This window comes from Thalassospira sp. HF15 (genome assembly GCF_011806525.1).
Taxonomy (GTDB): domain Bacteria; phylum Pseudomonadota; class Alphaproteobacteria; order Rhodospirillales; family Thalassospiraceae; genus Thalassospira.
The window spans coordinates 667290-694045 of sequence record NZ_JAAVKI010000001.1; the positions used below are offsets into that span (position 1 = coordinate 667290).

General features: G+C 55.2%; 26 protein-coding genes, 2 tRNA genes and 1 riboswitch. Of the genes, 14 read left to right on the plus strand and 14 right to left on the minus strand.

Going from position 1 to position 26756, the window contains the following annotated elements:
- Window positions 1-14: 14 nt before the first annotated feature.
- From HED22_RS03055 to HED22_RS03070, 4 genes are all read right to left on the minus strand, one after another.
- Window positions 15-527 carry a DUF3429 domain-containing protein gene (locus tag HED22_RS03055; protein ID WP_167718725.1) on the minus strand — a complete coding sequence of 171 codons (513 nt, stop codon included), beginning with the start codon at window positions 525-527 and terminating at the stop codon, window positions 15-17.
- 81 nt (window positions 528-608) lie between these two features.
- Entirely contained in the window at window positions 609-1415 is an 807-nt protein-coding gene (locus HED22_RS03060; RefSeq protein WP_175581087.1) for a metal ABC transporter permease, read from the minus strand.
- A complete protein-coding gene (gene znuC, locus HED22_RS03065; protein WP_167718727.1) occupies window positions 1415-2251 on the minus strand; it encodes a zinc ABC transporter ATP-binding protein ZnuC in 837 nt (278 codons plus the stop codon). The genes HED22_RS03060 and znuC overlap by 1 nt, the downstream gene beginning before the upstream one ends.
- Window positions 2232-2708, minus strand: a complete 477-nt coding sequence (locus HED22_RS03070) for a Fur family transcriptional regulator (protein WP_008890884.1) — start codon at window positions 2706-2708, stop codon at window positions 2232-2234. Before HED22_RS03070 ends, znuC begins: the two co-directional genes overlap by 20 nt.
- A 161-nt stretch (window positions 2709-2869) precedes the next feature.
- Between HED22_RS03070 and hisI the strand changes: the two genes are divergently transcribed.
- The 4 genes from hisI to HED22_RS03090 all read left to right on the plus strand — a co-directional run bounded on the left by hisI (window position 2870) and on the right by HED22_RS03090 (window position 6459).
- Window positions 2870-3268, plus strand: a complete 399-nt coding sequence (gene hisI / locus HED22_RS03075) for a phosphoribosyl-AMP cyclohydrolase (RefSeq protein WP_167718729.1) — start codon at window positions 2870-2872, stop codon at window positions 3266-3268.
- A gap of 42 nt (window positions 3269-3310) precedes the next feature.
- The gene (locus HED22_RS03080; RefSeq protein ID WP_167718732.1) at window positions 3311-4441 is read left to right on the plus strand and encodes a GTP-binding protein; all 1131 of its coding nucleotides are present in this window, start codon (window positions 3311-3313) and stop codon (window positions 4439-4441) included.
- A 338-nt stretch (window positions 4442-4779) separates the two neighbouring features.
- Window positions 4780-5610: an aldo/keto reductase gene (locus HED22_RS03085; protein WP_167718735.1), complete on the plus strand. Its 831-nt coding sequence runs from the start codon at window positions 4780-4782 to the stop codon at window positions 5608-5610.
- Window positions 5611-5805: 195 nt separating this feature from the next.
- A complete protein-coding gene (locus tag HED22_RS03090; protein WP_175581088.1) occupies window positions 5806-6459 on the plus strand; it encodes a YitT family protein in 654 nt (217 codons plus the stop codon).
- A 21-nt stretch (window positions 6460-6480) separates the two neighbouring features.
- Here HED22_RS03090 and HED22_RS03095 read toward each other — a convergent pair.
- The 5 genes from HED22_RS03095 to HED22_RS03115 form a co-directional block, all read right to left on the minus strand.
- Window positions 6481-6557: transfer RNA gene (locus tag HED22_RS03095), tRNA-Arg, on the minus strand.
- A gap of 143 nt (window positions 6558-6700) precedes the next feature.
- Window positions 6701-6994 (minus strand): ETC complex I subunit, encoded by a 294-nt coding sequence (locus tag HED22_RS03100; RefSeq protein ID WP_167718737.1) that lies wholly within the window; start codon window positions 6992-6994, stop codon window positions 6701-6703.
- Between the two features lie 146 nt (window positions 6995-7140).
- A tRNA-Pro gene (locus HED22_RS03105) sits at window positions 7141-7217 on the minus strand.
- A 172-nt stretch (window positions 7218-7389) separates the two neighbouring features.
- Complete coding sequence (locus tag HED22_RS03110; protein ID WP_167718739.1) at window positions 7390-7836, minus strand: DUF192 domain-containing protein; 447 nt, start codon at window positions 7834-7836, stop codon at window positions 7390-7392.
- Window positions 7833-8969: an acetoin utilization protein AcuC gene (locus HED22_RS03115; protein WP_254869699.1), complete on the minus strand. Its 1137-nt coding sequence runs from the start codon at window positions 8967-8969 to the stop codon at window positions 7833-7835. The genes HED22_RS03110 and HED22_RS03115 overlap by 4 nt, the downstream gene beginning before the upstream one ends.
- 252 nt (window positions 8970-9221) lie before the next feature.
- Here HED22_RS03115 and HED22_RS03120 point away from each other — a divergent pair, with 252 nt between their 5' ends.
- On the plus strand, window positions 9222-10391 hold the full coding sequence (locus HED22_RS03120) for an EAL domain-containing protein (RefSeq protein ID WP_167718743.1): 1170 nt from the start codon (window positions 9222-9224) through the stop codon (window positions 10389-10391).
- Between the two features lie 27 nt (window positions 10392-10418).
- A complete protein-coding gene (locus tag HED22_RS03125) occupies window positions 10419-13403 on the plus strand; it encodes a PAS domain S-box protein (RefSeq protein ID WP_167718746.1) in 2985 nt (994 codons plus the stop codon).
- Here the strand turns inward: HED22_RS03125 and HED22_RS03130 are convergent.
- Both HED22_RS03130 and HED22_RS03135 read right to left on the minus strand, forming a co-directional pair.
- Entirely contained in the window at window positions 13385-13993 is a 609-nt protein-coding gene (locus HED22_RS03130) for a GNAT family N-acetyltransferase (RefSeq protein ID WP_167718749.1), read from the minus strand. The two genes, HED22_RS03125 and HED22_RS03130, sit on opposite strands and share 19 nt — an antisense overlap.
- A gap of 91 nt (window positions 13994-14084) precedes the next feature.
- Complete coding sequence (locus HED22_RS03135) at window positions 14085-15215, minus strand: citrate synthase (RefSeq protein ID WP_167718752.1); 1131 nt, start codon at window positions 15213-15215, stop codon at window positions 14085-14087.
- Between the two features lie 93 nt (window positions 15216-15308).
- Between HED22_RS03135 and HED22_RS03140 the strand changes: the two genes are divergently transcribed.
- From HED22_RS03140 to HED22_RS03165, 6 genes are all read left to right on the plus strand, one after another.
- Window positions 15309-16664: a CoA transferase gene (locus HED22_RS03140; RefSeq protein ID WP_167718756.1), complete on the plus strand. Its 1356-nt coding sequence runs from the start codon at window positions 15309-15311 to the stop codon at window positions 16662-16664.
- Between the two features lie 69 nt (window positions 16665-16733).
- A riboswitch (TPP riboswitch) is annotated at window positions 16734-16845 on the plus strand.
- A complete protein-coding gene (locus HED22_RS03145; protein WP_167718759.1) occupies window positions 16836-17621 on the plus strand; it encodes an ABC transporter ATP-binding protein in 786 nt (261 codons plus the stop codon). Its footprint overlaps the riboswitch before it by 10 nt.
- Entirely contained in the window at window positions 17618-18430 is an 813-nt protein-coding gene (locus HED22_RS03150) for an ABC transporter permease (RefSeq protein WP_167718762.1), read from the plus strand. The genes HED22_RS03145 and HED22_RS03150 overlap by 4 nt, the downstream gene beginning before the upstream one ends.
- Window positions 18431-18511: 81 nt before the next feature.
- Window positions 18512-19465, plus strand: coding sequence for an ABC transporter substrate-binding protein (locus HED22_RS03155; protein WP_167718764.1), 954 nt, complete (start codon window positions 18512-18514; stop codon window positions 19463-19465).
- Window positions 19466-19641: 176 nt separating this feature from the next.
- Window positions 19642-20727 carry an MBL fold metallo-hydrolase gene (locus HED22_RS03160; protein ID WP_175581090.1) on the plus strand — a complete coding sequence of 362 codons (1086 nt, stop codon included), beginning with the start codon at window positions 19642-19644 and terminating at the stop codon, window positions 20725-20727.
- Between the two features lie 90 nt (window positions 20728-20817).
- Window positions 20818-21669 (plus strand): hypothetical protein, encoded by an 852-nt coding sequence (locus HED22_RS03165; protein ID WP_167718767.1) that lies wholly within the window; start codon window positions 20818-20820, stop codon window positions 21667-21669.
- A gap of 244 nt (window positions 21670-21913) precedes the next feature.
- Here the strand turns inward: HED22_RS03165 and HED22_RS03170 are convergent, their stop codons facing one another.
- Complete coding sequence (locus HED22_RS03170; RefSeq protein WP_167718769.1) at window positions 21914-23227, minus strand: FAD-binding oxidoreductase; 1314 nt, start codon at window positions 23225-23227, stop codon at window positions 21914-21916.
- A 103-nt stretch (window positions 23228-23330) separates the two neighbouring features.
- Between HED22_RS03170 and HED22_RS03175 the strand changes: the two genes are divergently transcribed.
- Both HED22_RS03175 and HED22_RS03180 read left to right on the plus strand, forming a co-directional pair.
- A complete protein-coding gene (locus HED22_RS03175; protein WP_167718772.1) occupies window positions 23331-24485 on the plus strand; it encodes a PLP-dependent aspartate aminotransferase family protein in 1155 nt (384 codons plus the stop codon).
- A 47-nt stretch (window positions 24486-24532) separates the two neighbouring features.
- The gene (locus HED22_RS03180) at window positions 24533-25570 is read left to right on the plus strand and encodes a ChaN family lipoprotein (protein ID WP_254869703.1); all 1038 of its coding nucleotides are present in this window, start codon (window positions 24533-24535) and stop codon (window positions 25568-25570) included.
- A gap of 21 nt (window positions 25571-25591) precedes the next feature.
- Here HED22_RS03180 and HED22_RS03185 read toward each other — a convergent pair whose 3' ends face one another.
- Both HED22_RS03185 and HED22_RS03190 read right to left on the minus strand, forming a co-directional pair.
- Window positions 25592-26134, minus strand: a complete 543-nt coding sequence (locus HED22_RS03185; protein ID WP_167718777.1) for a Panacea domain-containing protein — start codon at window positions 26132-26134, stop codon at window positions 25592-25594.
- Between the two features lie 139 nt (window positions 26135-26273).
- Window positions 26274-26720: a hypothetical protein gene (locus tag HED22_RS03190; protein ID WP_167718781.1), complete on the minus strand. Its 447-nt coding sequence runs from the start codon at window positions 26718-26720 to the stop codon at window positions 26274-26276.
- Window positions 26721-26756: the final 36 nt, after the last annotated feature.

Below are 26756 nucleotides of genomic sequence, written 5' to 3' on the forward strand. Positions count from 1 at the left end.
AGATCTGTTTTGCGCTACAGCCACGCAAACAAAAGCGTGGAAATCACGATCACCGACAGTATGACGCGCAAGTTTCCATACCAAGACGGGAACTGCCCGCTTTTTACGGCCTGCAAATCAATCAGAAGCATCGCAGCAAAGCTTACCGCCAAGACAGGCAGCGCAATCGCAAGCGGCACAAGAAGTGTGGCCCATCCGACAAGCGACGGGATGACACTGATCCCAAGCGAAACCCACAAGAACCTGTCAGCGCCAACAACCTGATCAAACGCACTGATCGCCCGCCCCCAATGCACGCCACCCAGAAATGACAAGATCACCGCGCCATAGGCGACAAGGGTAAAATAGGCCAATGACTGATGCGCCGCGGACAAGAAGGCCCCGCCAATCGACAAAGTAACAAACGGGATCGCACCGGTTAGCCCGAACCAACGCGCCGGCACTGGAATTGACGCAAAGAAATGCTCATCTCCATCACGGCCAGACGCTGATTGCGGTGTGGTATCTGTTGGTGATTGCTGCTGCACCCCGGCTTCCTTTCACGCAGTTATATTTGCGCTTTACGGAATCTGGCGTACGGCTGATCACCCATCAGCGGCGATATAGGTTTATCCTTGCGAAAAATGGCGTTTTGCGGTCATCACAATGCCACTAGCAACAAAGATCGCTGCTGCTGAAATCACAATACTCGGTCCGGCGGGCGTATCAACGTGCCATGAGAGAGCAATTCCAGCCAGCACCGATGCCGCCCCAAACAACCCGGCACCAATCGCCATTTGCTCCGGCGTGCGTGCAAAGAAACGCGCGCTGGCGGCTGGCACGATCAGCAAAGCCGTAATCAGCAAGACCCCGACAATCTTGATCGCCATGCCGATCACGAGCGCCATCAAAAGCATAAAGATCAAACGCAACCGTTCGACCGGGATGCTCTCGGCCGCGGCAATTTCCGGGCTGACGGTGAGTGCGAGTAATGGCCGCCACATCCATGCAAGGACACAAAGCGCAAACGCCCCGCCAATCGCCAAAAGCAAGATATCCCCGGTATTGACCGCCAGAATATCGCCAAACAGATAAGCCATCAGATCAATCGCCACCCCTTGCACAAATGCAAGGGCGACCATGCCAAGAGCAAGCGTGGAATGGGCCAGCATGCCCAACACCGTATCACTGCCAATCCGCGACTGCCGCTGGCCATAGGCCAGGATCAGGGCGGCCGCCAGACAGGTCGCAATCATGCCGATCCGCACATCCACCCCGATCAGCAGACCAAGCGCCACACCAAGCAAAGCCGTATGGGCCAGCATATCGCCAAAAAACGCCATCCGCCGCCAAACGATAAAGGCCCCAAACGGCCCGCAAACCACAGCCAGCAAAACGCCGCCCAGCACGGCACGGAAAAGGAAATCATCCAACATTAATTCGTTCCTGCCGCTTCCTTGGCGGTTTTGCCATGATCGCCAGCGTGATCGTGGCTGTGGCTTTGACCGTGCGCGTGCGAATGGTCATGGCCGCATCCATCAACAACATGACCGGAAAGATCGTGTTCATGATCATGCTGGTGATGATAGATGCCAATTGCATCAGCCTCACGCGACCCGAACAAGGATCGATATTCCGGATGCTGGCGTACTGTCTCGGGTTGGCCATGGCAACAGACATGGCGGTTGAAACACACCACCTGATCGGTCTTGGCCATCACCAGATGCAAATCATGCGAAATCATCAACACCGCACAATCAAGCTCAGCGCGGATTTCATCAATCAGACGATACAGCTCCGCCTGACCAGAAACATCCACCCCTTGGGTTGGTTCATCAAGAACCAACAGATTTGGGCGCAGCAAAAGCGCGCGGGCCAACATCACGCGCTGGTTTTCGCCGCCGGAAAGCTGGCTCATCTGCGCGTCGATGACGTGCCCTGCCCCGACCTGCCCAAGGACCTTTTCGCAGTCGGCCCGACTGGCGGAACGTGTCAGGGTCAGAAACCGCTTAACGGTCATCGGCAGAACCTGATCAATGGCAAGCTTCTGCGGAACATAGCCGGTCGTAAGCCCACGTTTGCGGATCACTTCGCCGCTATCTGCCTTCTGCAACCCCAGAAGCGTCTTGACCAGCGTTGATTTACCCGCACCATTCGGCCCGATCAGGGTAATGATCTCGCCCGGATAAATCGCCAATGACACCTGATCAAGTACGCGTTCACTGCCAAAGGACAAGACAAGATCACGGCCCTCAATGAGTGGCGCAGTCATGGCACAGCCCCTTGATCTCGACCGTGGTCGCCTGAATGGTAAATCCAACACTGCGTGCGGCCTTGCGGACCGCATTGCTCATATCCTCGTTCACCGCCTCGGCCACGCGCCCGCAATCGGTACAGATGAAATACTGTCCCAGATGCTCGCAATCAGGCCGGTCACAGCCGAAATAGGCATTGAGCGACTCAATTCGGTGCACCAGTCCAAGCTCGGTCAGGAATTCCAGCGCACGATAGACCGTCGGCGGCTGCACGCGCTGCCCCTCGGCGGTCAGCGCATCAAGCAACTCATAGGCCGTCACCGCCTTGTGCGATTGCCAGATCAGGGTAAAAACCTTGCGGCGCATGTCGGTAAAGCGGGCATTTTCGCTGTCACAGACTTTCTCTGCCTGCGCAAGTGCGCTATGCACACATCTGTCGTGATCGTGGCCCTTTTTCGGGAAAAGATCGCTCATACTGTACTGTCTCATATCGACGACACTTTTGTTTTCGGCGGTTTCAGGGGTTTCTGATCAACCGATTTCAAAAAGCCGTGGCATCAGATGAAATGTTATAATATATCATTTTCTGACGCGCCAAACGTCAAAAGTCAACCACCATCGACCGGAGCTTCCCCATGACGGGCTCAAATGCACTGATTGCCGACAAACTGAAATTCAACGAAAACGGCCTGATCCCGGCAATCGCCCAGCAACATGACAGCGGCGAAGTCCTGATGATGGCGTGGATGAACCGCGATGCGGTGCTTGAAACGCTTGAAACCGGCCGGGTGTGCTATTTCTCGCGCTCGCGCGGCAAACTCTGGCGCAAGGGTGAAAGCTCCGGCCAGGTCCAGAAGCTTGTTGATTTCCGCTATGACTGCGACATGGACACCGTTCTGGTCGAAGTCGATCAAATTGGTGTCGCCTGCCACACCGGACGGCGCAACTGTTTCTATTTTGCGGCGCGCGACGGCGAAGAAGTCGTGATTTCCGAACCGGAAATCTCAGCGGAAGAGCTTTATGGCAAGAAATAAGCGCAATCTCCATCGCCCACATGCACAAAGACCCGATTGATCATGTCCCTTGCAAACGAACAGTTTGAACGCATCGCCACCACCGTCATTACCGGCTTTCTGGGCAGTGGCAAGACCACGCTTTTGAATGCCCTGTTGACGCAAGATGGCATGGAAAGCACAGCAGTGCTGATCAACGAGTTCGGTGAAATCGGGCTGGATCATCTTCTGGTGCGCGAGGTTTCCGAAGATGTGGTGTTGCTGAATTCCGGCTGCATTTGCTGTTCGGTGCGCGGTGATCTGATTTCCGGCCTGCGTGATTTGTTTGTCAAACGCACGCGCGGTGAAATCCCGGAATTTGATCGGGTGATCATTGAAACCACCGGCCTTGCCGACCCGGCGCCGATCCTGCACACGCTGATGACCGACCCGCTTCTGACCACAAAGTTTCGCCTTGATAGCGTGGTGACCACGGTTGATGCGGTTCATGGCGCAGGGCAGCTTGATAACCACCCCGAAAGTGTCAAGCAGGCCGCCGTGGCCGACCGCATCCTGATGACCAAGGCCGACCTTGCCGATGAGGCGACGCGGGCCGCGCTTGAAAGCCGCCTGCGTGCCCTTAATCCGGCCGCACCGATCTATCCGGTGGTCAATGGCGATGTCGCGGTGTCCAAGCTGTTTAATGCCGGGCTCTATGACCCGACGACCAAAAGCATGGATGTTCAGAAATGGCTGCGCGATGAAGCCTATGAGCAACATGGCGATGATGATCACAGCCATGACCATTCGCACGACAACCATCATAAACACGATCATGGTCACCATCACGACCACAGCCATGACGTTAACCGCCATGACGACCATATACGGTCATTTTGCATCACCTTCGATGAACCGATCCATTGGGATGCCTTTGTCACCTGGGCGGAGATTTTCACCCAGATGCGCGGCGAAAGCCTTTTGCGCGTAAAGGGCATTCTTAATCTGGTTGGTGAAGACGCCCCGGTCGCCATTCATGCCGTGCAGCATGTCTTCCATCCGCCGGCATCGCTGCCCGCATGGCCAAGTGACGACCACCGGTCCAAAATCGTCTTCATCACCAAGGATCTTGGGCCGCAGGTGATCCGTGAGTCGCTTTATCACCTCAATGCCGCCGTCAGTGAAACCAGTGATGGCAGCACGGTCGAACAATAATCGACCGCGTTTGAGCCACATCAAGGATCACCCCCGCGATTTACGGCAATCTCGTTCTTGGCTTGATACAGCCTCACTCTAAGTCCTGAACTTCGGGCGACCCCATCTTGTTGGTCGCCCTTTTTCTTTGCCCGAACGCAGCCTGCCAAAACGGGGCGTTACCGGGCACCTCCCCCCGATTGCACAGCCTTTACCATCCTGATGTACAGGTTGCGATCTGCGACATGTGCACTAAATCTGGCGCAAATCGGGCAAACTGACACCGGATCGTCATTTGCACATGACACCGCGAAGACCCAAAATCACAACAATCAAACGAAACAAGGGGGTAAACCATCATGATTTACCGGAATTGGCAGGGCGTTGAAATCCCGGCTCTTGGCTTTGGGACATACGAGCTCAACAATGATGACGCGGCGAAAATGATCGATGAAGCGGCCAAGATCGGCTATCGCCATTTCGATACCGCCCAGATGTATCACAACGAAGAAGGCGTTGGTCGCGGCCTGAAGAAATCCGGCCTGGCGCGTGACGACTACTTCCTGACCACAAAGGTCTGGTACGACAAATTCCAAAGCGGCGATTTGCAGACGTCGGTTGTCGAAAGCTTGCGCAAGCTTGATCTTGACCATGTTGATCTGTTGCTGCTGCACTGGCCGACCGATGACGTGCCGCTGGAAGAAACCATGGCAGCCCTCAATGAGGTCAAAAACCTTGGCATGACGCGCCTGATCGGGATTTCAAACTTCCCGACGGCCCTGATTGATCAGGCCGTCTCGCTAACCAATGTGCCGCTGACGGTCAATCAGGTGGAATATCACCCCTATCTTGATCAGTCCAAGGTGCTCGAAAGCCTGCGCGCACACGACATGCTGCTGACGGCCTATTGCCCGATTGCGCGTGGCAATGTCATGCAGGATGCGACGCTTAAGGCCATTGGAGAAAAATACGGCAAGTCGGCCGCACAGGTGACGCTCCGCTGGTTGTTGCAGCAAGACGGCGTCATGGCCATCCCGAAATCGGGATCCCCGAAAAATGCCGCCGCCAATTTCGATATTTTTGATTTCGAACTGTCAGACAATGACATGAAGGCCATCCATGACCTTGCCAACCCCAGTGGCCGCTTGATCGATCCGTCCTTCGCGCCGAAATGGGACAAGGCGGCCTGATCGCCGGTTGACCTCAAAACCAACTGACACACAAAATTACCAAGACCGGTCCGATTTGGGCCGGTCTTTTGCGTTTGGCGTTGCCCACACATCAAAAACGCGCGATTTTCGGCTGCGTCTTGCGCACAGCTTGTTTCGCACCTGCGAAGGGCGTATTTTATATAGTCTGATCAATTAACTGGCAGCACACCGCTTATGAGCACCGAAAACACAACCGACACAGCCTCCAACACCAGCACGCCAAAAAAGGACGATATCGCCCATCGCCCGTATGAGGATGTTCTGGCCCTGTTGCTGGGCACCATGGTGGTGTCGCTGGGTGTCACGCTCTATAGCGAAAGCATCCTTGTCACCGGCAGTACCGCAGGTGCTGCCCTTTTGATCGAACACATGACCGGGCTGTCATTTGGCGTGATCTTCTTCGTGATCAACTTGCCGTTTTACTGGCTGGCGTTTAAACGCATGGGCAAGGCCTTTACGATCAAGACCTTCATCGCCGTAGGTCTGGTCTCGGCCTTCTCGAAACTGACCCCGATGCTGGTCGAGTTCAACAATCTCAACCCGATCTATGCCGCCGTTGCTGGCGGGGCACTGATGGGGATTGGCCTGTTGATGCTGTTTCGCCATCGTGCGGGCCTTGGCGGGGTCAATATCCTCGCACTTTATCTGCAGGAAAACTTCAATATCCGCGCCGGCTATTTCCAACTTGCCGTGGATCTGGTGATCCTCATCTGCGCCTTCCTGACCCTGCCGTTTGACAAGGTCCTGCTCTCGATCCTGGGTGCGGTTATACTCAACCTGATCATCGCGCTGAATCATCGTCCAGGGCGCTATTTCTCTGCTCGTTAAATCGGCTGGGTAAAGAAAAAATGGCGATCCCTGCAGGACTCGAACCTGCAACCTACAGATTAGAAGTCTGTTGCTCTATCCAGTTGAGCTAAGGGACCGCTGGGTGGGGTGGTTACGACCCCTGGGGCACGGCATTGGACGCCTGCCCGATATGGTTTCAGGGTTTACCGTCCCCTGTCAGACGAAACGGGGCGGAAATCCGCCCCGAGAATTGGTCAATTGCCAGTGGCCGTTGGCCAGATCAGACGACGCGTTTGAACGCGAAGTTATCGGCATAGGCCTTGAGCTGCAGTTTACGCGGTTTGGGCATTTCGATATCCGCGATCAGCTTGTGCTTGGCGGCAAAGGCCTGCGCTTCTTCGAGGGTTTCGAACTCCATACGGACCTGACCACGGGTGTCGGTCGATCCGATCCAGCCCATCAGTTGATCGGCAACCTTTTTCGCACCCGGTTCAAATTCCATGACCCAGTGCTTGGTCGCAGCCTGACCGGACTGCATGGCGTTCTTGGCAGGTTTGTAAACACGGACCTTCATCGGGACCCTCGTCTTGACCTTCGGGATAAGATGGTGATGGCAGTATAAACGGGTCTCTCTAACCCCTGCTATCTCTTCATCTTTTACACCTTTTATCGTGACTTGGAAATCCCGTTGGGCATCCGAAAAACGATAAAAGGGGAAAATGGTCGGGAAGGCGAGATTCGAACTCGCGACCCCCTGCTCCCAAAGCAGGTACGCTACCAGACTGCGCTACTCCCCGACGCGGATGTGGATTTAGCACCATCTTGCTGGGTGGGCAAGACCGCATTGTGCGTTTTTATCGAAAAAATGACGCAAGAAGTTGCACAAAAACCAAAGGCCGCAGATATCCCCTGCGGCCTTGCTATTGCTGATTGATCATTTGCCTGTTGGCGAAATGCCGCCTGCCCGGCTTAACGCGGCAGGCCTTCAACCTTTTCACCGACCTCAAATCCCATCCGGTCTGCCGAACCCCCATTAAGTTCGAGCACAAAACGCACAGGCTTTGGCGACGGAATGATGGTTTCTGATTGCGGCACGGTGCGCTTTTCAATGCCGACAATCGTGCCCTTGGCATCGATAAACAGCATATCAAGCGAAATGAAGGTGTTTTTCATCCACATCGAAATGTCGCGGGCGCTGCCGAAATCAAACAGCATGCCGGCATCCTTGGCCATTTCGGTACGGAACATCAGGCCGCGCGATCGTTCTTCGGGTGTTATGGCCAGTTCAACATTAAACACCTCGCCATCAACAAGAAGACGCGAACGATCAAATCCGGTTGCCTTTGCATTCAGCCCGGCAACAACCGCCGCGCTGATAAAGCACACAACCAAAGCCATCTGAAAGAACGACTTCATACCCCATATCCTCTTAGTCTTTTGACGCGATCCCGAACCTCGTCCCGGATGACGCCACCCCGCCATGGATCTGCAAGTGTGGTAAACAATTCACTTGCTGGCTGCCTGCCACGACTATGCGACCACTTTATGACACGCAGGATATTTTCCGCTGTTTTGGGTAGCACATCAGGTATTTCGATCCCGTTAACGGTTGCCCACACCCCGGACCAACAGCGTGCCACGCCATATGGACTATATCCTCCGCCCCCCAAAACAAGGCTTCTGGGTGCCAATCGGGTCATCGTCCCCACGACTTCCCAGATCGACTGATTGCCCAAAAGCTGTTTGGACAATGGATCTTCTGCAAGAGTATCACATCCGCATTGTAAAACAATAGCTTGAGGCGCAAAACTTAATCCAAGAGGAATCAAATATTCAAACAGGACGTAGCGCATCTCGTCATCATGCATGCCCCCCGGCATCGGAAGGTTGCGTGCCATGCCCCCGGCAATATCATCAATCGCCCCGGTCTTTGGCCACAGGTCTTCCTGATGCATGGACACGGTCAGAACCCGCTCGTCCTCGGCAAAGGCAATCTGTACCCCGTCCCCGTGATGGGCATCGACATCGACATACAAAACCCGATCCAACCCACTATCGAGCAAGGCATAAATCCCCAAAACAGGGTCGTTGAAATAACAGAACCCGGACGCCCGATCGCGCAAACCATGGTGGGTGCCGCCTGCCGGGTGATGAATAATGCCGCCGTCCCGGATCAGATTGGCGGCCATCACCGACGATCCGGCCGCAGTCGCCGGGCGCCGGAAAATTTCCGGATAGATCGGATTGCCATTCTTGCCCAATCCGAACCGTTCCATCATGTCGTCGGGCAAGAATTGGTCGCGTTCGGCCTGCATGACAGCCGCGATATATTCGGGATCATGGAACCGCGCGAGTTGATCGGGTGTGGCCACCGGCCCGGTCAGATAGGTGCTTTCGTCCACCCACCCCAACGCATGCACCATATCCACCACCAGGGACACCCGGGGGATCGCCAGCGGATGTTTCGGGCCATAGCTTGAGCCACGATAAATCTCGGCCGCGATCATGCGGCTGGGAATGCTCGGCGTTCTGTAATCAGGCAGTTTCATCATTTCAGACCGGACAATGATGCAGGCACATCTGCGAGAAGTGCCGGGTTTCGCAGCCTTGTGCAAGCCCGGATTTGCTCAATTTTCCTCGGAAAAATGCCTTTATCACGGACGATTTCAATCTGTGACGCGCAAAAGTTGTAAAAATATGTCCCTAAATGAGGATGGCGCCCCTTATACACGCAGATAGTCTCCCCATATCAATTTTGTCGATCCATTTTTCCGGTCTTTTAGACGCTAGAGAGACTTGCCTTGCATATTTCCAAAACGGATCAGATCAATATTCTGGTCATTGATGACGAAACCGATATGAGCGAGTTCGTCGCTGATGCGGTAACCGCCATCGGCCACAATGCGGTCGCGGTGTCGGATGCCGACGATTTTGTCCGCGCCTACTCCACCGCATTTGACGTGATCATTCTTGATCTGTTCATGCCCAAGCTGGACGGTATCGAGATCATTCGCTTCCTGCATGAAAACCGCTCGCACGCTTCGCTGGTCCTGATGAGCGGCAAGGACAAATCAATTTTGCATTCGGCGTCCGAACTTGCATCTGAACGCAACATGGAAGTGCTTGGCGTTCTTGAAAAGCCATTCACCATTGATCAACTTGAAGCCATTCTCGACAAGTTCATCCCGCATGCACACCGCCAGAAAGCCCCACCCTCAGATATACCGACTGAACAGGGCTTGCGTCGTGGCATCGCCGATCACGAATTCTTTCTTGTTTATCAACCTCAGTTTGACCTCAATACGGGTATGATTTCCGGGGTCGAAGCCCTGTTGCGCTGGCAACATCCAGTACGTGGCCTGATCCATCCCGGGCTTTTCATTCCACTGGCCGAGCAATCCGGCCTGATCAACAATCTGACCGAATATGTGCTTGAAGAAGCCATGTCCCAAATGGCGAGATGGCGTGATCACGACATCACCATGTCGATCAATGTCTCGCCGACCACGGTTGTCGATCTTGATATGCCCGAAAAGCTTGATGAAATGATCAAGGCTCGTGATATCGCCCCTGAAAAGATCATCATTGAACTGACCGAAACGGCGATCATGGAAAATGTCGGGTCCTACATGGATATTCTGACCCGGCTTCGGATGAAGAACTTTGGTCTTTCGATTGATGATTTTGGCATCGGCTACTCATCCATGCAGCAATTGGTGCGTGTGCCGTTCAATGAATTGAAAATCGATCAGTCGTTTATCCGTCAGGCCGTGACAGATCGCGAATGTCAGGCCGTTACGCAGATGTCGATGTCACTCGCCCATGGCCTTAACATGCGTGTGGTTGCCGAAGGGATCGAAAACCAGGAAACCTATGATTGGCTCAAGAGCATGGGCTGTGAAATCGGTCAGGGCTTTCATATGGCCCGGCCCACTTCGCCGGTCGAAATCGAAGAACGGTTCCTGTCCTAGGATCCACACCAAAATGGCGGCACATTGATGAAAAAGCCCCTGCTCCTTGTCAAAATCCTGACACCGATGATCCTCGTCGCACTGGTCATCGGTATCGGAAGCCTACAGGTCCTTTACAAGGATATGGTCAAGGCGCGCAGCGCATCAATGCTCAGCCTCGCAGAGACCAATGCCGAACTGATCAATGCAGTTGCGGCCTATGATTATCGCGAAGCACCAAGCGACCACAAGGAAGATGCTTTTGCCGCAACCATGTCGCAGGTCGAGGATGCCTTCAATTCACTTTCGGCTCTGGAAGGCACCGAAGAACTGTTGGTCGTTCGGCGTATCAATGACGCCCTTGAAATTCTTGTTCATCAGGAAACCAAGGTCAAAGAACGCAGCCACAGCGAAACAGTCCCGGTGAATTCCGACTACGCAAGACCAATGCTTGAAGGCTTGGCGGGAAAATCCGGCCTGATGTGGGTTTTTGACGATGCCGACAACGAGCTCCTTGTCGCCTATGCACCCGTTCCGAAATTGGCAGTGTCCGTTATCGTCGAAGCCACCTGGGATGACATGATTGCGCCTTTTGTTTCTACCGCAATCATGCTGATAACACTGGGGATTGGAGCAATTGGCGTCGCCACCGCCTACACCTACACGCAGATCATGCAACTGTTCAAAGGCACGCTACGGGCGCAAGATCAGGCCCAACAGGCCCTGAAAGAAGCCGAGGCGGCCCAGAATGTCCTTGAACATGCCCTGAAATCGTCCGGCGAAGGCTTTGCCCTGTTTGATGCCGAAGATCGACTGGTGATCTGTAACGATGTCTATCGCGATATTTACAAAACCCATGCCGACGCAATCAAGAAAGGCAACAGTTTCGAAGAGATCCTGCGCACAGGATTATCACGTGGTGCGTTCCCCGATGCGATTGGGGTCGAGGAAATCTGGCTGGCCGACCGCCTGCAACAGCACCGCCTCCCCACAAGCCGTGTCGAACAACAGGTTGGCGACCGATGGCTTCTGATTTCCGAACAACGCATTGAAGGGGGTGGCACCGTTGGTGTGCGCACGGATATTACCGAGCTCAAGAACAAGGAACGCGAACTTCGTGATAGCGAACGGCGTTTTCGCGATTTTACTCAAACTGCTTCTGACTGGGTCTGGGAAACGGATGCAAACCATCGCATCAAGGATACAAGCATCCGCGCAGCCGATGTGCCAAACTTCGATATTGATAATTTGCAGGGCAAACGTCGCGACGAATATGCCGCCGAACCAACTGACACCCCGAAATGGCGGGAGCATTATGAAACACTTGAAGCCCGTCAGCCATTTCGGGACTTCCAGTATCAGGTCCAACTCAATGATCGCACGGTGCTGACAATTTCGATTTCCGGTGTTCCGGTGTTTGACGATGTTGGAAATTTCCTTGGTTATCGCGGAACGGGACGCGACATCACTGCGCTTATTGAAACCCGGGAACGTTTCCGCGTGGCATTCGAAAGTGTCACAGTCGGGATTGTGTTTGCCGATGAAGAAGGAGTGATCGAAGGCTTCAACCCCAAGGCCGAGAACATATTTGGCTACAGTGCAGAACAGGTCATTGGCCAGAACGTATCGATGCTGATGCCCAACCCGGATAGTTCGCGTCATCACACCTATATCAAAAACTATCTCAGCACTGGCGAAGCGCAGATCATTGGGATCGGCCGGGAAGTCAAGGGCAAGAAACAGGATGGCACGATCTTCCCGATGAACCTTGGCATCGCCGAAATGAACGTACAGGGTCGCCGCCACTTCATTGCATCCATTACCGACCTGACCGCTGAACATGCGCTTGAACAACAGTTACGCCGCTCCCAGAAGATGGAGGCCATTGGGCAATTGACCGGTGGTGTTGCGCACGATTTCAACAACCTGCTTGGCATCATTGTCGGCAACCTTGATCTTGCCCGGCGCAAAATTGATGACGACTCACCGATCTCCAAATTCGTCAGCAAGGCCATGACGGCGGCTGAGCGCGGGGCGACACTGACCCGGCGGCTGTTGAATTTCTCCCGCCAGGCGCCAGAGGAAAACGCAGCCGTTGTGATCAACGACATCCTTGCCGAACTGCGTGAACTGATCGGCAAATCGATCACCTCAAAAATCGGCTTTGAACTGAAACTGGCGGATAATCTTCCAGCCGTTCGACTGAATGTCGGCGATTTTGAAGATGCGATTATCAATCTTGCCATCAATGCGCGTGATGCAATGCCCGATGGTGGACAACTGACCATTGAAACCCGCGTTTCCCATATTGACGCGATCACCGTGCCCGCCGTGCAAAAAGTCCCCGAAGGCGATTATGTCGAGCTGATCGTCAGCGACGATGGCAAAGGCATGACGCCCGAAATCGCCGAGCAGATTTTCCAGCCCTTCTTCACCACCAAGGAACGCGGCAAGGGTACGGGGCTTGGTCTTGCGATGGTCTATGGCTTTGTCAAACGTTCGGGCGGGTATATCTCGCTTTATTCAGAATCTGGCCTGGGCACCACGTTCCGGATTTATCTGCCATTTGCCGATGAGGACGGACAAAAGGTTCCCTACAGCAAATTCAATATCGAGGCCGAGGCGGAGCCAGAACACGGCAACGAGACCGTCCTGATCGTCGACGACGAGCAGCAACTGGCTGAAATCGCGGCCTCGGTACTTGCCGAGTATGGCTATACGACCATCACCGCGCACAGCGGCAAGGAAGGCTTGGCGATCGTTGAAGAACGCGACGACATCGACATGGTCTTTACCGATATTGTCATGCCCGGCGGGATTAACGGGTTGGAACTGGGCGACAAGGTGCGCGAAATCCGTCCAAACATTGCTGTTCTGACATGTTCGGGCTTCACTGCAGGTGTCCTGCATGAACGGGCCGGGGACAAGCCGGTCTATCCCCTGGTCAACAAGCCCTACACCAACCGCGAACTGGCGAACGCCGTGCGCAAGACGCTTGATCAGACGTCCAGTGATCAGACGGGTGCGTTCTGAAGATCAAGATGCATGGTGGTTGAGGACTGGAAACCAAACAGATGGCGGAAGGGTCCGATGTGATTGGTTTCAATTGCGCGAAAGCCGCACCGTTCATAAAGCGCCCGTGCACGTGGATTGATATCAATAACATCCAGCCTGACCTTCGCAAGGCCGCGCTCCCGGGCGGATTGCGCCACCGCATCAAGCAAAGCGGTTCCAACACCGCGCCCGCGCGCGACCGGATCGACAAAGATGCCATCCATCAAAAGGATATCATCTGCCAAATCGCGATCCAGCATATCCAACAACAATCCACGCCATAACCCGCCCCACCATCCATAGATCAGGCTCAAGTCTTCAAGATCGCCACCAATAAATGCGCCATGCTGCGTTTTGAAACCGGCAACGCCAAGCAACTGGCCGTCGTCGGAAACGGCGCTGATGGCGTGATCTGTCCCGATGACACGCTTGATAAAGGCCAAGGCCTTGTCTTCAGGCTTCATAATCAATGAAAGTTTTTGACGAAACGCTTCCCAGAAAAGATCACATGCCAGATCAATATGCTCCGCCGCCAAACCCGGTCGAATGGTGAACCCCTGATGCCTCATACCCGTCTTTCTGTTTAATGGCCCCGACAGATAGATAGAGGAAACCATCAAATTCACAAATCAAAGATATGTTTCACTTTACGGCAAAGGTTCAGCTGGCACTGGCGCGCGGCCGAATGATCTTGCCGCTTTTGCGCTGTTCAAACAGATGCGCGATCCAGCCCGCCATCCGCCCGACGGCAAAAATGCCAAGCCCAGCCCCCTTCGGCAAACCAAGTTCGCGTTCGATCAAGGCCAATCCGAAATCAAGACTGGGGTGCTGCCCGGTATTTTGCGCCACCTGACGTGCAATTCGGGCCCAGAAGACATCACCGGTTTGACCACAGGCCTGCATAAGGGCACGGGTGCGCGGATCGCCATCGGGATAAAGCGGATGCCCAAACCCCGGCGGCACATGATCTGGATCGATCTTGCCGTCCGCTTTTTCGACCTGATCCATCCAGGCCCGACATTTCGGTGTCAGGCCGCCATGACGCGTACCCGACAGGGTCGACAAACCCGCCATCAGGGATGCCGGTATGGTTGCCCCGGCTGATGCCGCGACGCGCACGGCATACGCAGACGCATTAAGCTCATGATCCGCACAAAGCACCAGGGCGCGACGCAACAGATCCGGTGCACTCTCATGATCTGACCACGCATCTGCCAACAGCAAATGCATCGGACTTTGCCCGTCATCCGATACCCCTGCCGCAGCCAGCGCACCAAGCCGAACGATTCTTGCTGCGATCGGGCGACCATCGCCGCGCGGCGATCCGGTCATAAGGTCGGCCATCATCGCCACCATACGCTGAAACGCCAGATCATGCTTGGCAGATACAAAGTCCGGCACGGCATTCAATGCAGGATCACATCGAAGCCCGGCCAAAAGTCCGGCCACGTCCTCAAGCGTCATGGTATGCGACAGCTCGACCGCATTTTGACCGCGATAGTAAAACTGCCCATCATTGATTTGGGTGATGTCCGAAACCAGGATCGGCTCCCCCCAATCAATGGTGGAGGCGGCAACAGATTGCCGCGACCGGCCACGTCGTTTTCGATCATGCAGTTTGGCGACATCGCGCCGGTCATACAGGCTTTTGCGCGCATCACCGGGATGGGCAATCGCGCGCACTATCCCCCGGCTGACATAGGCGTAAAGCGTGTCGCGCGATATGCCGACCTGCGTGCAAACGTCTGCTGCCGACAATGTGCAGAATGATCCGTCATCGATTTTTTTCATATTGATTATCTTGATCAAGATTGACGGTTTGTCCAGTCCGGGATGATGCTTTGGGTCTTACTGGTTCCGCCCCCTGAACAAGGAAACGCCATCATGCCCAACCGTTTCACGCCCCAAATCGCCAATGCCCTTGGTCTTTCTGAAACACCTGAAATCACAACCATCCGCACAGACGCCTTGCCGTCCTATTTCGCAGTATCGGAACTGGCCAGCGCAAGTATCGGGATGGCGGGCGCGATGATTTCAAACTGGCGCGCGCTTGAAACCGGATCGCTTGCACCGGTAACGGTTGATCAGCGGCTGGCGTCGAAATGGTTTGATATGACGATCCGTCCACAGGGCTGGAAATTGCCAAGCATCTGGGATCCGCTGGCAGGCGACTATCAAACCCGCGATGGCTGGATCCGTTTGCATACCAACGCACCGCACCACCGCGCGGCCGCACTTTCTGTTCTGGGCGATTACCAAACCCGCGATGACCTCGCCATGGCGGTACGGGATTGGCAAAGCGACGCGCTTGAAACCAAAATCGTTGCGGCCAATGGCTGCGCTGCGGCGATGCGCAGCCTTGCGGAATGGCAGGCACACCAGCAAGGAAAAGCCATCGCCACAGACCCCCTGATCAGTTGGCAGCAGCATGCAAAAACCATTGTCACGCCTGCATCAATTGACTCGACCTGCCCGCTGCGTGGCATCCGGGTCCTTGATCTGACACGTGTCTTGTCCGGGCCGGTCGCCGGGCGTTTTCTGGCCGCCTATGGTGCGGATGTGCTGCGCATTGATCCGCCGGGCTGGGATGAAGGTGCGGTCATTCCCGAAGTGACACTCGGCAAACGCTGTGCGGGACTTGATTTGCGCGAAGCTGAAGACCGAAAGATATTTGAAGATCTGGTTTCGAATGCGGACATCTTGCTGCACGGCTATCGCCCGGCTGCCCTGCCCGCATTGGGCTATGACGCCAAAACCCTGCGCACCATTAACCCGGCGCTGATTGACGTGACACTGTCTGCCTATGGTTGGACCGGGCCATGGGCAAAGCGGCGCGGGTTTGACAGCCTTGTTCAAATGAGCTGCGGCATAGCCGATTGGGGCATGATGCAGGCGAGTGCGGAGAAGCCCATTCCGCTTCCCGTTCAGGCCCTTGATCACGCGACGGGATATCTGATGGCGGCCAGTGCCGTTCGCGCCCTGATCCGCCGCGCCACGCATGGCGAAATCACAACCGCCCGCCATTCATTGGCCAGAACGGCACATATGCTCAGCAAGACAGCGACGCCCGATTGCATTGGCAGGGTTGCTGCGGAAACAGACGCGGATATTGCCGCAAATCTGGAAGAGACGGACTGGGGTCCAGCCCGACGCATCGCCTTTCCCGTCAACATCGCAGGCACACCCCATCGCTGGGATCACCCGGCAGGAAAGCTGCATCGTCATGCTGCGCGCTGGTAAGGTGTGATCAGGATCAAGTTCAAGAATTGTCACAAACCTTGACGTCGCCGATTTGTCTGCGCATAGTCGCCTGATCTCCGGGGGGGCCGATCGTAAATCGGCTGAGAGGTTCGGTGTTGCCGAACGACCCTTTGAACCTGAACCGGTTAAGACCGGCGTAGGAAGGATCGTATGCGCAGCACAGAACACGCGCCCGACATGGCGCAAAACAATCCAGCCCGTTTCGACATTGCCCTGCATGCGGCCCGTGTGGCCTTTAACGGTGCGGACGTTTTCCATGATCTTGATCTGACATTGCCCGCTGGCAGCTTTACTTGCCTGCTGGGACCAAGTGGTGTGGGCAAAAGTACGCTTTTGCGCTATTTCGCGGGCCTCGTCGAAGGCGATGTTAGCGGTACCATCACCTGTTCGGACAATACCCCGCTCAAAGACCGGGTCGCCTATATGGCGCAGCAGGATTTGCTGCTGCCGTGGCGCACAGTGCATGAGAACGTCGTGCTGGGCGCTGTCCTGCGCGGCGAAACACCCAAACATGACAAAGCCTCACATTTGCTGACCGAAGTTGGATTAAGTGATGCGGCAAACCTGCGCCCTGCTGAACTGTCTGGCGGCATGAAGCAACGCGCGGCCCTTGCCCGCACCCTGATGGAGGATCGCCCGGTCGTTCTGATGGACGAGCCGTTCTCGGCTCTTGATCCACTTAACCGTCTTCGCCTGCAGGAACTTTCCGCCCGCATGCTGCGCGGCAAAACGGTCCTTCTGGTCACCCACGACCCGCTTGAAGCCCTGCGCCTTGGCGATCGCGTTCATGTCCTGTCAGGCAGTCCGGCACGATTGCAGGATGCCATCACACCAAAGGGCCAAAGCCCGCGTAACATTGCTGATCCCGATATCCTGGCACAGCAGGCCGAATTGCTTGGTCAACTTGGCGCAGACGCGTCGGAGGGTGCGGTATGACGGGTCAAAATAATCCTCATACAAAATCCATCCCGCTGTCGGAGCGTCGCTGGCTCAAGCTTGCGCGGCCGCTGATCATTATCGTTGCGCTGATTGCCACTTGGCAGGTCCTGGTGATTGTCACCGGCGCGCCGAAATACATGCTGCCGCCCCCGGCCGATGTCTGGTCAACGCTAAACGAACGTCATGCAGTCCTGCTTGATCATGCGCAATACACCATCGCCGAAACCGTGATCGGCCTCTTTGCCGGCGCCGCGCTTGGCACCCTTGCGGCTATTCCGATGGCGCTGTTTTCACCGGTGCGGTTCTGGTTGATGCCGATCCTGCTGGTATCGCAGGCCATTCCGTTCTTTGCGCTGGCGCCGCTTCTGGTGTTGTGGCTGGGCTTTGGCTTGGCGTCGAAGATCGCCATGGCGGCACTCATCATTTTCTTCCCCGTGACGGTTGCGTTCTTTGATGGGCTGTCACGCACCGAGACCGGCTGGCTTGATCTGGCGCGCACCATGGGGGCCAGCCGTTGGCGGCTTTTGACCCATATCCGCCTGCCTGCGGCCCTGCCCGCCTTTGCATCGGGCTTTCGCGTTGCCACCGCCGTCGCGCCGATTGGGGCTGTGATCGGTGAGTGGGTCGGGTCCAGTCACGGGCTGGGATATCTGATGCTGCATGCCAATGCGCGGGTTCAGATCGACATGGTTTTTGCCTGTCTGCTGATCCTGTGCGCCTTTTCAATCACGCAGTATTTCATTGTCGACCGCATCCTGCGCGCGGCCCTGCCATGGCAACCCGACAGCCTGAAACCGGTTCGATAACACCATTCACCGCCGTCAGGTTGGCGGCGAAACCAATCATCGCATGACTAATGCATGGCGCATAAATACGGAGGTCCTTCCATGTCACGCCTGAAATCCATGCTTACCGCCGCCACCCTTGGTGCTGCTGTTCTGGGAACATCCAGTACGGCCTTTGCTGCGGACAAACTGACCATTCTTCTTGATTGGTTTGTGAACCCCGATCATGCCCCGCTGATCGTTGCCAAGGAAAAGGGTTTCTTTGCCAAGCATGATCTCGACGTCGAACTGATCGAACCATCCGATCCATCCGCTCCGCCGCGCCTTGTTGCCGCCGGTCAGGGTGATGTGGCCGTAAACTATCAGCCACAGCTTCACGTTCAGGCCGCCGAGGGCCTGCCTCTGACGCGCATCGGCACCCTGGTTGCAACCCCGCTTAACAGTCTGATCGTGCTTGCTGATGGCCCGATCAAGGAAATCGCGGATCTTAAGGGCAAAAAGATCGGCTATTCCCTTGCGGGGTTTGAGGATGCGCTTTTGGGCACCATGCTGGGCAACCATGGGGTATCAATTGACGATGTCGAGCTGATCAATGTGAACTTCTCACTGTCGCCTTCACTTTATTCCGGTCAGGTCGATGCGATCATTGGCGGGTACCGCAATTTCGAGCTCAATCAGATGGAGATCGAAGGTAAACCGGGCAAGGCATTTTACGTCGAGGAAGAAGGCGTTCCACCCTATGACGAGCTGATCCTGACGGTGCGCAACGATAAAACCGATGATCCGCGTTATGCCCGCATGCTGGCCGCACTTGAAGAGGGCGTGCAATACCTGATCAACCATCCTGATGACAGCTGGCAGGCTTTCATTTCGGCTTATCCGAACCTTGATGATGAACTCAACATCAAGGCATGGGCCGATACCCTGCCACGCTTTGCCCTGCGTCCAGCCGCCCTTGATAAGGCCCGTTATGCGCGCTTTGCCGATTACATGGTCAAACAGGGCCTGATCGAAGAAAGCCCGGCGCTTGAGACCTATGCGACCGTAATCGAATAACTTTCAGTTCCCCCCTGCTTTCGTAAGGGCTGCCTCAGCACCTGCGAAAGCATTGGTCTGCCTCCGCATGGGCAGACCACCCCGAAGGCCGAAATGTGTGTCCCGCATTTCGGCCTTTCCCTTGCGCGGGTTGATTTGGCCGTTACCTTATAGTGGGTCGTATAAAGGACAGCAGATTGGTCAAACCAACACCGGATCAGGACATCAACGTGCAGCAAGAAAACAAACCCGACCACCACACAGAAACCGGTTTCGAGAACCATCACCCCCTGCCCGATACCGTCAAACGGTCTTTCTGGCATTTCTTGCGGCGGCGTTATTTCGGCGACGACAACTGGCCCAAGGCCAAACATCAGATCGGCAAGATCCCGACCGAAACACCTGATCATGACGCCATCCACAATCCAGACCCAAGCCGCCTGCAGGTCACGTGGGTCGGTCATGCCACGGTTCTGGTGCAATATAGCGGGCTGAACATCCTGACCGATCCGGTATTTTCGGATCGCGCATCGCCATTCAAGCGCCTTGGCCCGAAACGCTATACCCAACCCGGCCTTCACATTGATCAGTTGCCCAAGCTTGATCTGGTGTTGCTGTCACACAATCACTATGACCATTTCGATCTTGCCAGCCTGACACAACTTGGCAATGCGCCGTGCTATATCCTGCCGCTTAAAAACGGTGCGCTTTTGGAAAAGGCGGGAATCACTGCTGATCGCTATGTCGAACTTGATTGGGATGAAAGCCATCATCATGACGAGTTGAAGATCACGCATGTGCCGTCGAACCATTGGTCAAGCCGCAGCACCAAGGACCGCAAGGAAATGCTGTGGGGTGGGTATGTCCTTGAATTTTCTGATGGCTACCGGTTCTATTTTGTCGGCGACACCGGCTGGAACGAAGCACTATTTACCGAAATGGGTGCGATCCATGGCGGAATTGATTTTGGCCTGATCCCGATCGGGGCCTATGACCCGCGCGACTTCATGCGCAATTCGCACTGCAATCCCGAAGAAGCCATTCAGATCATGCAGAAAATGGGCGTCAAACAGGCGCTTGCCATTCACTGGGGCACATTTGTTCTGACTGCCGAACCGGTTGATGAACCGCCCGTCAGACTGGCGTCTGCCCGCAAGGATGCCGGAATTGCACATAGCGATTTCATTGCCCCACCTATTGGTGCGACCCGGTTCTTTGATGGCAAAAGCACTGCATCATCGACAACCTCGCAAAAGGTCGAGCATACGGCGTCTAGCTCATAGCAGCCCTTGCAAGTTCGGTTTGGTTGTTTTTCAATCTGCGTGCTAAGCATCAATGATTACGTCACAAAACCGTAACATTGATGGCCCGCCATGAGTTTGACTGTCTTTCTTGCCGTAATGGGTGCTGCCCTGATGCATGCCGTGTGGAATGCATTGGTCAAGGGTGGCTCGGACAAATTGATGAACATGACAGCGATTGTGCTGGGCCATACGCCGATTGTTCTCGTCCTGCTGCCCTTTGTTGAACTTCCGGCACGTGAAAGCTGGCCCTATCTGATTGGTTCCATCGGGCTTCATATCGGCTATCAGTTGTTTCTGATCCTGGCGTATCGTTTGGGTGATCTCAGCCAGGTTTATCCGATCGCACGCGGGTCTTCGCCGCTGATTGTCGCCGCTGTCTCGGTCCTGATCATGGGCGCAACCCTGCATGTCAGCGAGTGGCTGGCGATTGTCGTGATTGGGGTTGGCATCATCAGCATGTGCATCACAAGGCAGGCCGATGGTTTACACAACCGCAATGCAGCCGTTGCTGCCATCATCACCGGCTGTTTTATCAGCAGCTACTCACTGGTGGATGGCACCGGTGCACGGCTGGCTGGAACAGCGCTTGGATATTACAGCTATCAGACCATCGGTAATATTGTGATCTTTGCTGTGATTGTGACCCTCATGCGCCCGCGCATTCTTGCCGATATCGCGCAGTCAGGCAAAAAGGTCTTTTTCGTTGGTGGGACCGCGTCCTTCGGGGCCTATGCCACGGTGATGTGGGCCTTTACACAGGCACCGATTCCGCTTGTGGTCGCACTGCGTGAAACCGGCATTATCTTTGCCCTTCTGATCGGGGTGTTCTTCATGGGCGAAAAGCTTAATCTTGTGAAGATATCCTCGACCATGATGACGTTGGGCGGGGCGATTATCCTGCGTCTGGCGCGCAGCCTTTAGCGCTTTCCACCATGAGAAAGACCGGCAACACCAAATGGTATTGCCGGTCAGTCTGGTGCATCTGTTTGGGCGACAGATCGTCCGGCCCAATGCTATAACTGCGACCCTCATGAAGCCGTCACAACACAAAAGTTACGTTATAACATTGCAATTTTTCGCGTGAGAACCCGGTAAAGTCAAGTCCGCATATGGGAAATATGTGGACCCGACTGAAGCCGCAAAATACCTGCGCGCGTAAAAGCAATCAGACACGTGTGCGCGGGGTGCGACGCGTGCCGTCCTCGAACCGGCCAAGTTCCATGCCCTTTAGCGTGATGGATGGCTGTCCGGTGGTGATCCAGTCGGCCAGCACCTTGCCCACCACCGGCCCCATGGCAAAGCCGTGGCCAGAAAAACCTGATGCGACAAAGAAGTGTTTGGGGTTATCGAATTGATCAATCACCGGCACCGCGTCCGGGGTGACATCAATATCGCCCGCCCATGTATCGACAATGCCAACCTTCTTGATCTGCGGCAGGACCTTTTGCAGGTTGCGCATCGCATTTTTGACACGCACCTCATAGGGTTCCGCCTGATTGGTGCGTCGACCGATCATCGGTTGTTTGGCAGCATCCGAGCCCGGCATGCGATCGACCAGATCATCAAAGAACCGCTTGTTAAAGTGGAACTTGAAGGTCGCCCAATTATCAAACAAGCCCGGCATGAAATCGCGCGCGAACTTAAGACGCCCCATAGTGACATCAATGTCGGTCATGAATTCATCGGCGATGTTCAACGACCCGTCAGCGCGCTGACGAAACGCCAGCCCTGCTGCCAATGTACCCGCGGCCGAGATATCAGGAACGGGCGTTGTCCGGATCACCGTCCCGCGTGTGGTTTGCTGCGGCATACGACGCCCGAACTTGGCAACAAATTTATGGGTCGCAGCCCCAGCAGCGCAAATGACGTACTTGCATTTGATTTCGCCCTGCTCGGACACGACTGAGCTGATCGCGCCTGCCTCGGTCTCAATCGACAGCGCACCGCACCCCTCGGCAATAACTGCCCCCATCTCACTGGCGCGCTTGGCAATCGCAGGTGCGGCCTTTTTTGGTTCGGCCTGCCCATCGGACGGTGTGTAGATACCGCCAACACCCGGTGCTGTGATCCCCGGGGTCAGCTTTTCGACACCCTTGGGATCAAGAACCTGGGTTTCGATGCCAAAGTGTTTGGTGTCGCTAATCCAGTCTTCGAACTCGCTCATTTCCTTGTCATCGCGCGCAACGAACAGAACCCCGCCCTGACGCCATTCGAGATCGGCATTCAGTTCCTTTTCAAGGCCTTGCCAGATCTTGTTGCCTTCGATCATCAAGGGCAATTCAACCGGATCACGCCCCTGCTGGCGGACAAAGCCCCAGGCACGACCGGACTGATGGGAAGCAATTGTATCCTTTTCCAGAAGCACGACTTTCATGCCGGCCTTGGTCAGGTAATAGGCGCTTGAAGACCCATGAATGCCGCCGCCGATAACAACGACATCGCATTCCTTGGGCAGAGTGATTTTGGGATAAACAGTCATGTGGGGACCTAAAGATCAGTGTTTGGTGGCAATTCAATTTGGTGTGTGGCGGGAACCACGTTATGTTGCGCGGCAACAAATCTCAACCAAATCAGGTGCCACCATGTCTGATCATGCAAAAAAACAGTCCCCTGCCACCGTGAGCGCACAGGCGCTTGGCTGGGTCGACGAGGCTACAAAGTCCGTTACACCGCCGCTTTATCCCTCGACAACGTTCGAACGCAACACCGATCTCAGCTACCATGACGGGCGCTGCTACACCCGTGCAGACAACCCGACCTATGATCAGGCCTCCGCTGTTCTGAATGAACTTGAAGGCGGTTCTGAAACCCGTCTTTTTGCGTCGGGCATGGCGGCGGCCGTTGCGGTTTTGCATGCGCTGAACCCGGGTGATCATGTTGTCGCCCCAAAAGTCATGTACTGGGCGCTTCGCGGCTTCATGCTTGATAGTGGTGTGCGTGCCGGATTGACGTTTGATTTCGTCGATAACGCTGATATCGCCGACTGGGACAAGCACATTGTTGCCGGCAAGACGAAATTGGTCTGGCTGGAAACCCCGGCCAACCCGGACTGGCAGATCACGGATATTGCCGCCGTTGCCAAGCTGGCCCAAGCTGCAGGTGCAATTGTTGCCGTCGATAACACCGTTGCCACCCCGCTTCTGACCCGCCCGATTGAATTTGGGGCCGATATCGTCATGCATTCGGCAACCAAATACCTGAACGGCCACAGTGACGTCCTGGCAGGATCGCTGACCACGGCCAAAGACAGTGAATTCTGGCAGCGCGTCTGCAAACAGCATGCATCAGGTGGCGCGGTTCTGGGCGTGTTTGAAACCTGGCTTTTGCTGCGCGGGATGCGCACGCTTTCGGTGCGTGTCGAACGTGCCAGCGCCAATGCCATGGCAATTGCCAAGCATTTTGAAAACCATCCTGAAATCGAACAGGTACAGTATCCAGGGCTTGAAAGCCATGTCGGTCACGACATCGCCAAAAAGCAGATGACAGGCGGCTTTGGCGGAATGCTGTCGCTGCGGGTCAAGGGGGGTGAAAAGCGTGCGGTTGATTTCCATAACCAGTGCAAACTCTTCAAACGCGCGACCTCGCTTGGCGGGGTCGAAAGCCTGATCGAACATCGATCCTCGGTCGAAGGCCCGACCAGTCCTGTTCCGGGTGACCTTTTGCGTCTTTCGGTCGGGATTGAAGATTGTGATGATCTTGTTAACGACCTTGAAACAGCCTTGCGCTTAAGCAAATAACACCCAGACGTTTTCAATCCGGAACCAACTGATCGATGCCCAGGTCGATGCCAATACAAAACACAGTCAGTTCATATGCCTGCAAAGCACTGCGGGCCGTCTCTGTGTTGGTTCTGGCATCGGCTGTTTTACCTGTCCTGATGGCGGAACCCGCTGCGGCGCAGGATGACGGGAATGCCAACGGAACGCTGGACGTAAACGCCCTGCCCCCCGCACCGGGACTGATTTTTGATGTGCAGGCGGGCGAATACATCCTGTTTGATGGTCTGGTCGATCGTCTTTCGGATCGAAAATATGTATTGATCGGCGAAAAACACGACAACCCGATCCATCATCACCATCAGGCCCAACTGGTCGATGCGCTCAGCAAAACCGAGACCCGTAATCGCGCAATTGTATGGGAAATGTTCACCCGCGATCAGCAGAACACCCTTGATCATAATTGGCAGGACATCCCGATTTCAGAGCTGGGACCGGCCATGGCATGGGAAGATCGCGGCTGGCCGTCCTGGCATGATTATGCACCGATTGCCCAGGCTGCCCGCGACAACGGCCTGATGATGGTGGCTGGCAACCTGCCCGATCCCATCTTGCGACCAATGGTCACCGAGGGCAATTCCGCCATACCTGACGATCTGGCAAACCAGCTTGATCTTCCCGATATGCCGACTGAAATACTGGATCGATTTAACGTCGAAATCGCCGAGGGGCATTGCAACATGCTGCCCGACAGTATGTTGGGCGGATTTTCCGCCGTGCAGTTTGCCCGTGATGCGTCGCTTGCCCGCGCCATGAGCGATGCAACCAGGATCGAAGATATTGATGGTGCATTTCTGATTGCCGGGGCCATGCATGTGCGCCAAACCATCGCTGCCCCTTGGCATTTGCGACGCTATGAACCGGAACTTGCGGCCAACGACATTGCCGTAGTCAGCCTGATCGAGGCCGACGATCCAGGCCCGGATGCATCACTGGTCGAAGATTACGCAATGCGGTTTGGTGCCCCCGACGATATCGACTTCATGTGGTTTACCAATGATATCGCGCGCGGTGATCCGTGTCAGAACCTTGGCATGGGCGAATAAACGCCCGGCGGCAGCATCGCCTTATTTGATCTTGCGCGGCAGCCAGTCTGTGGTCGCAACCGGCTTGCCCTTGTGCGAGCGCATGACGCGCGGACGGACGACTTCCTTGGCCTCTGGCGTCGACGCAGTCTTGCGGACCGACGCATAGAATTCCACCAACTCGTCATAAGGGATGATCGTTCCCACCCCTTCCTTGTAGGCCTTGGTAAAGGGGGGATGATTGCGCACGGTCATGCTGAGATGTTCGACCGTGTGGTGGCCAAATTGCGCCCAGATGCTTTCAAGGAAATGGATGGTTTTCGGATCAACCGATTTCAAACGCACATCCGGACGGGGTTCTTCCATCACGGCATACAGGTTTGGCTCGACTGGCCCGAATTCCTCGGCAACAAAAATGGCGGGCATCAGCATGTTGCCGTGATAGTTCGCCCCGTAATAGGCCTGTGCCAGATACAACAGACGGTGCAGCTTTTGTGGCTGCAGGTATTCGTTGTCGTTAAGTGCAAGGTCGATAAACCTGAATGCGGCGTCAAATACCGTATTGAGAACCGGCTTGTTCTTCATGCTGGGCCCGATGGTCTGGGGAAACGATCACGTCATTGGCGCGATCATAAAGTCTATGACAGGCACCAACAAGCACCCGCGATCAGGTTTTTCAATTTTTGGGAATATGCCGATTGTCGTCAGCCCAGATCAAACCTGGCTAAACCGTCGCATCCAGATGCGTACCACGCACGCCGACACCATGTGTCACGGCATTGACAACCTGATAAAATGACGTGCCACTATTTGCCGACAGATCAAACGGGATCGACGGATCCAGCAGGCTTGAAAAATCGACATCGCTTTGCATTTCGACCGCACCTTCGCGGTCGCTGGCACGACGCGCGGCGGACAGATTGCGCTGCTCGGTGCGTTGGTCTTTCTGTTCGCCTGAATTTCCCTGACCGGACTGGCGCTTGTCTTTGCCATCAACATAGGCATTAAACAGAATGCCGTCGTCATCCGGATCATAGGTGTAATGCTGAGAGGACGCTTCGACCTGACTGTTGCGATCAGCCGTTGCCACACCGCGCGCACCAGCAGGCGCAAGCCGACCGTACTGGCCAACTTGTGAAACTGTCTGTGCGTTTTGGACCGATGCGATCATTTTCCTCTGCCTTGGTGAAAGCCCATAGTGGGCTAA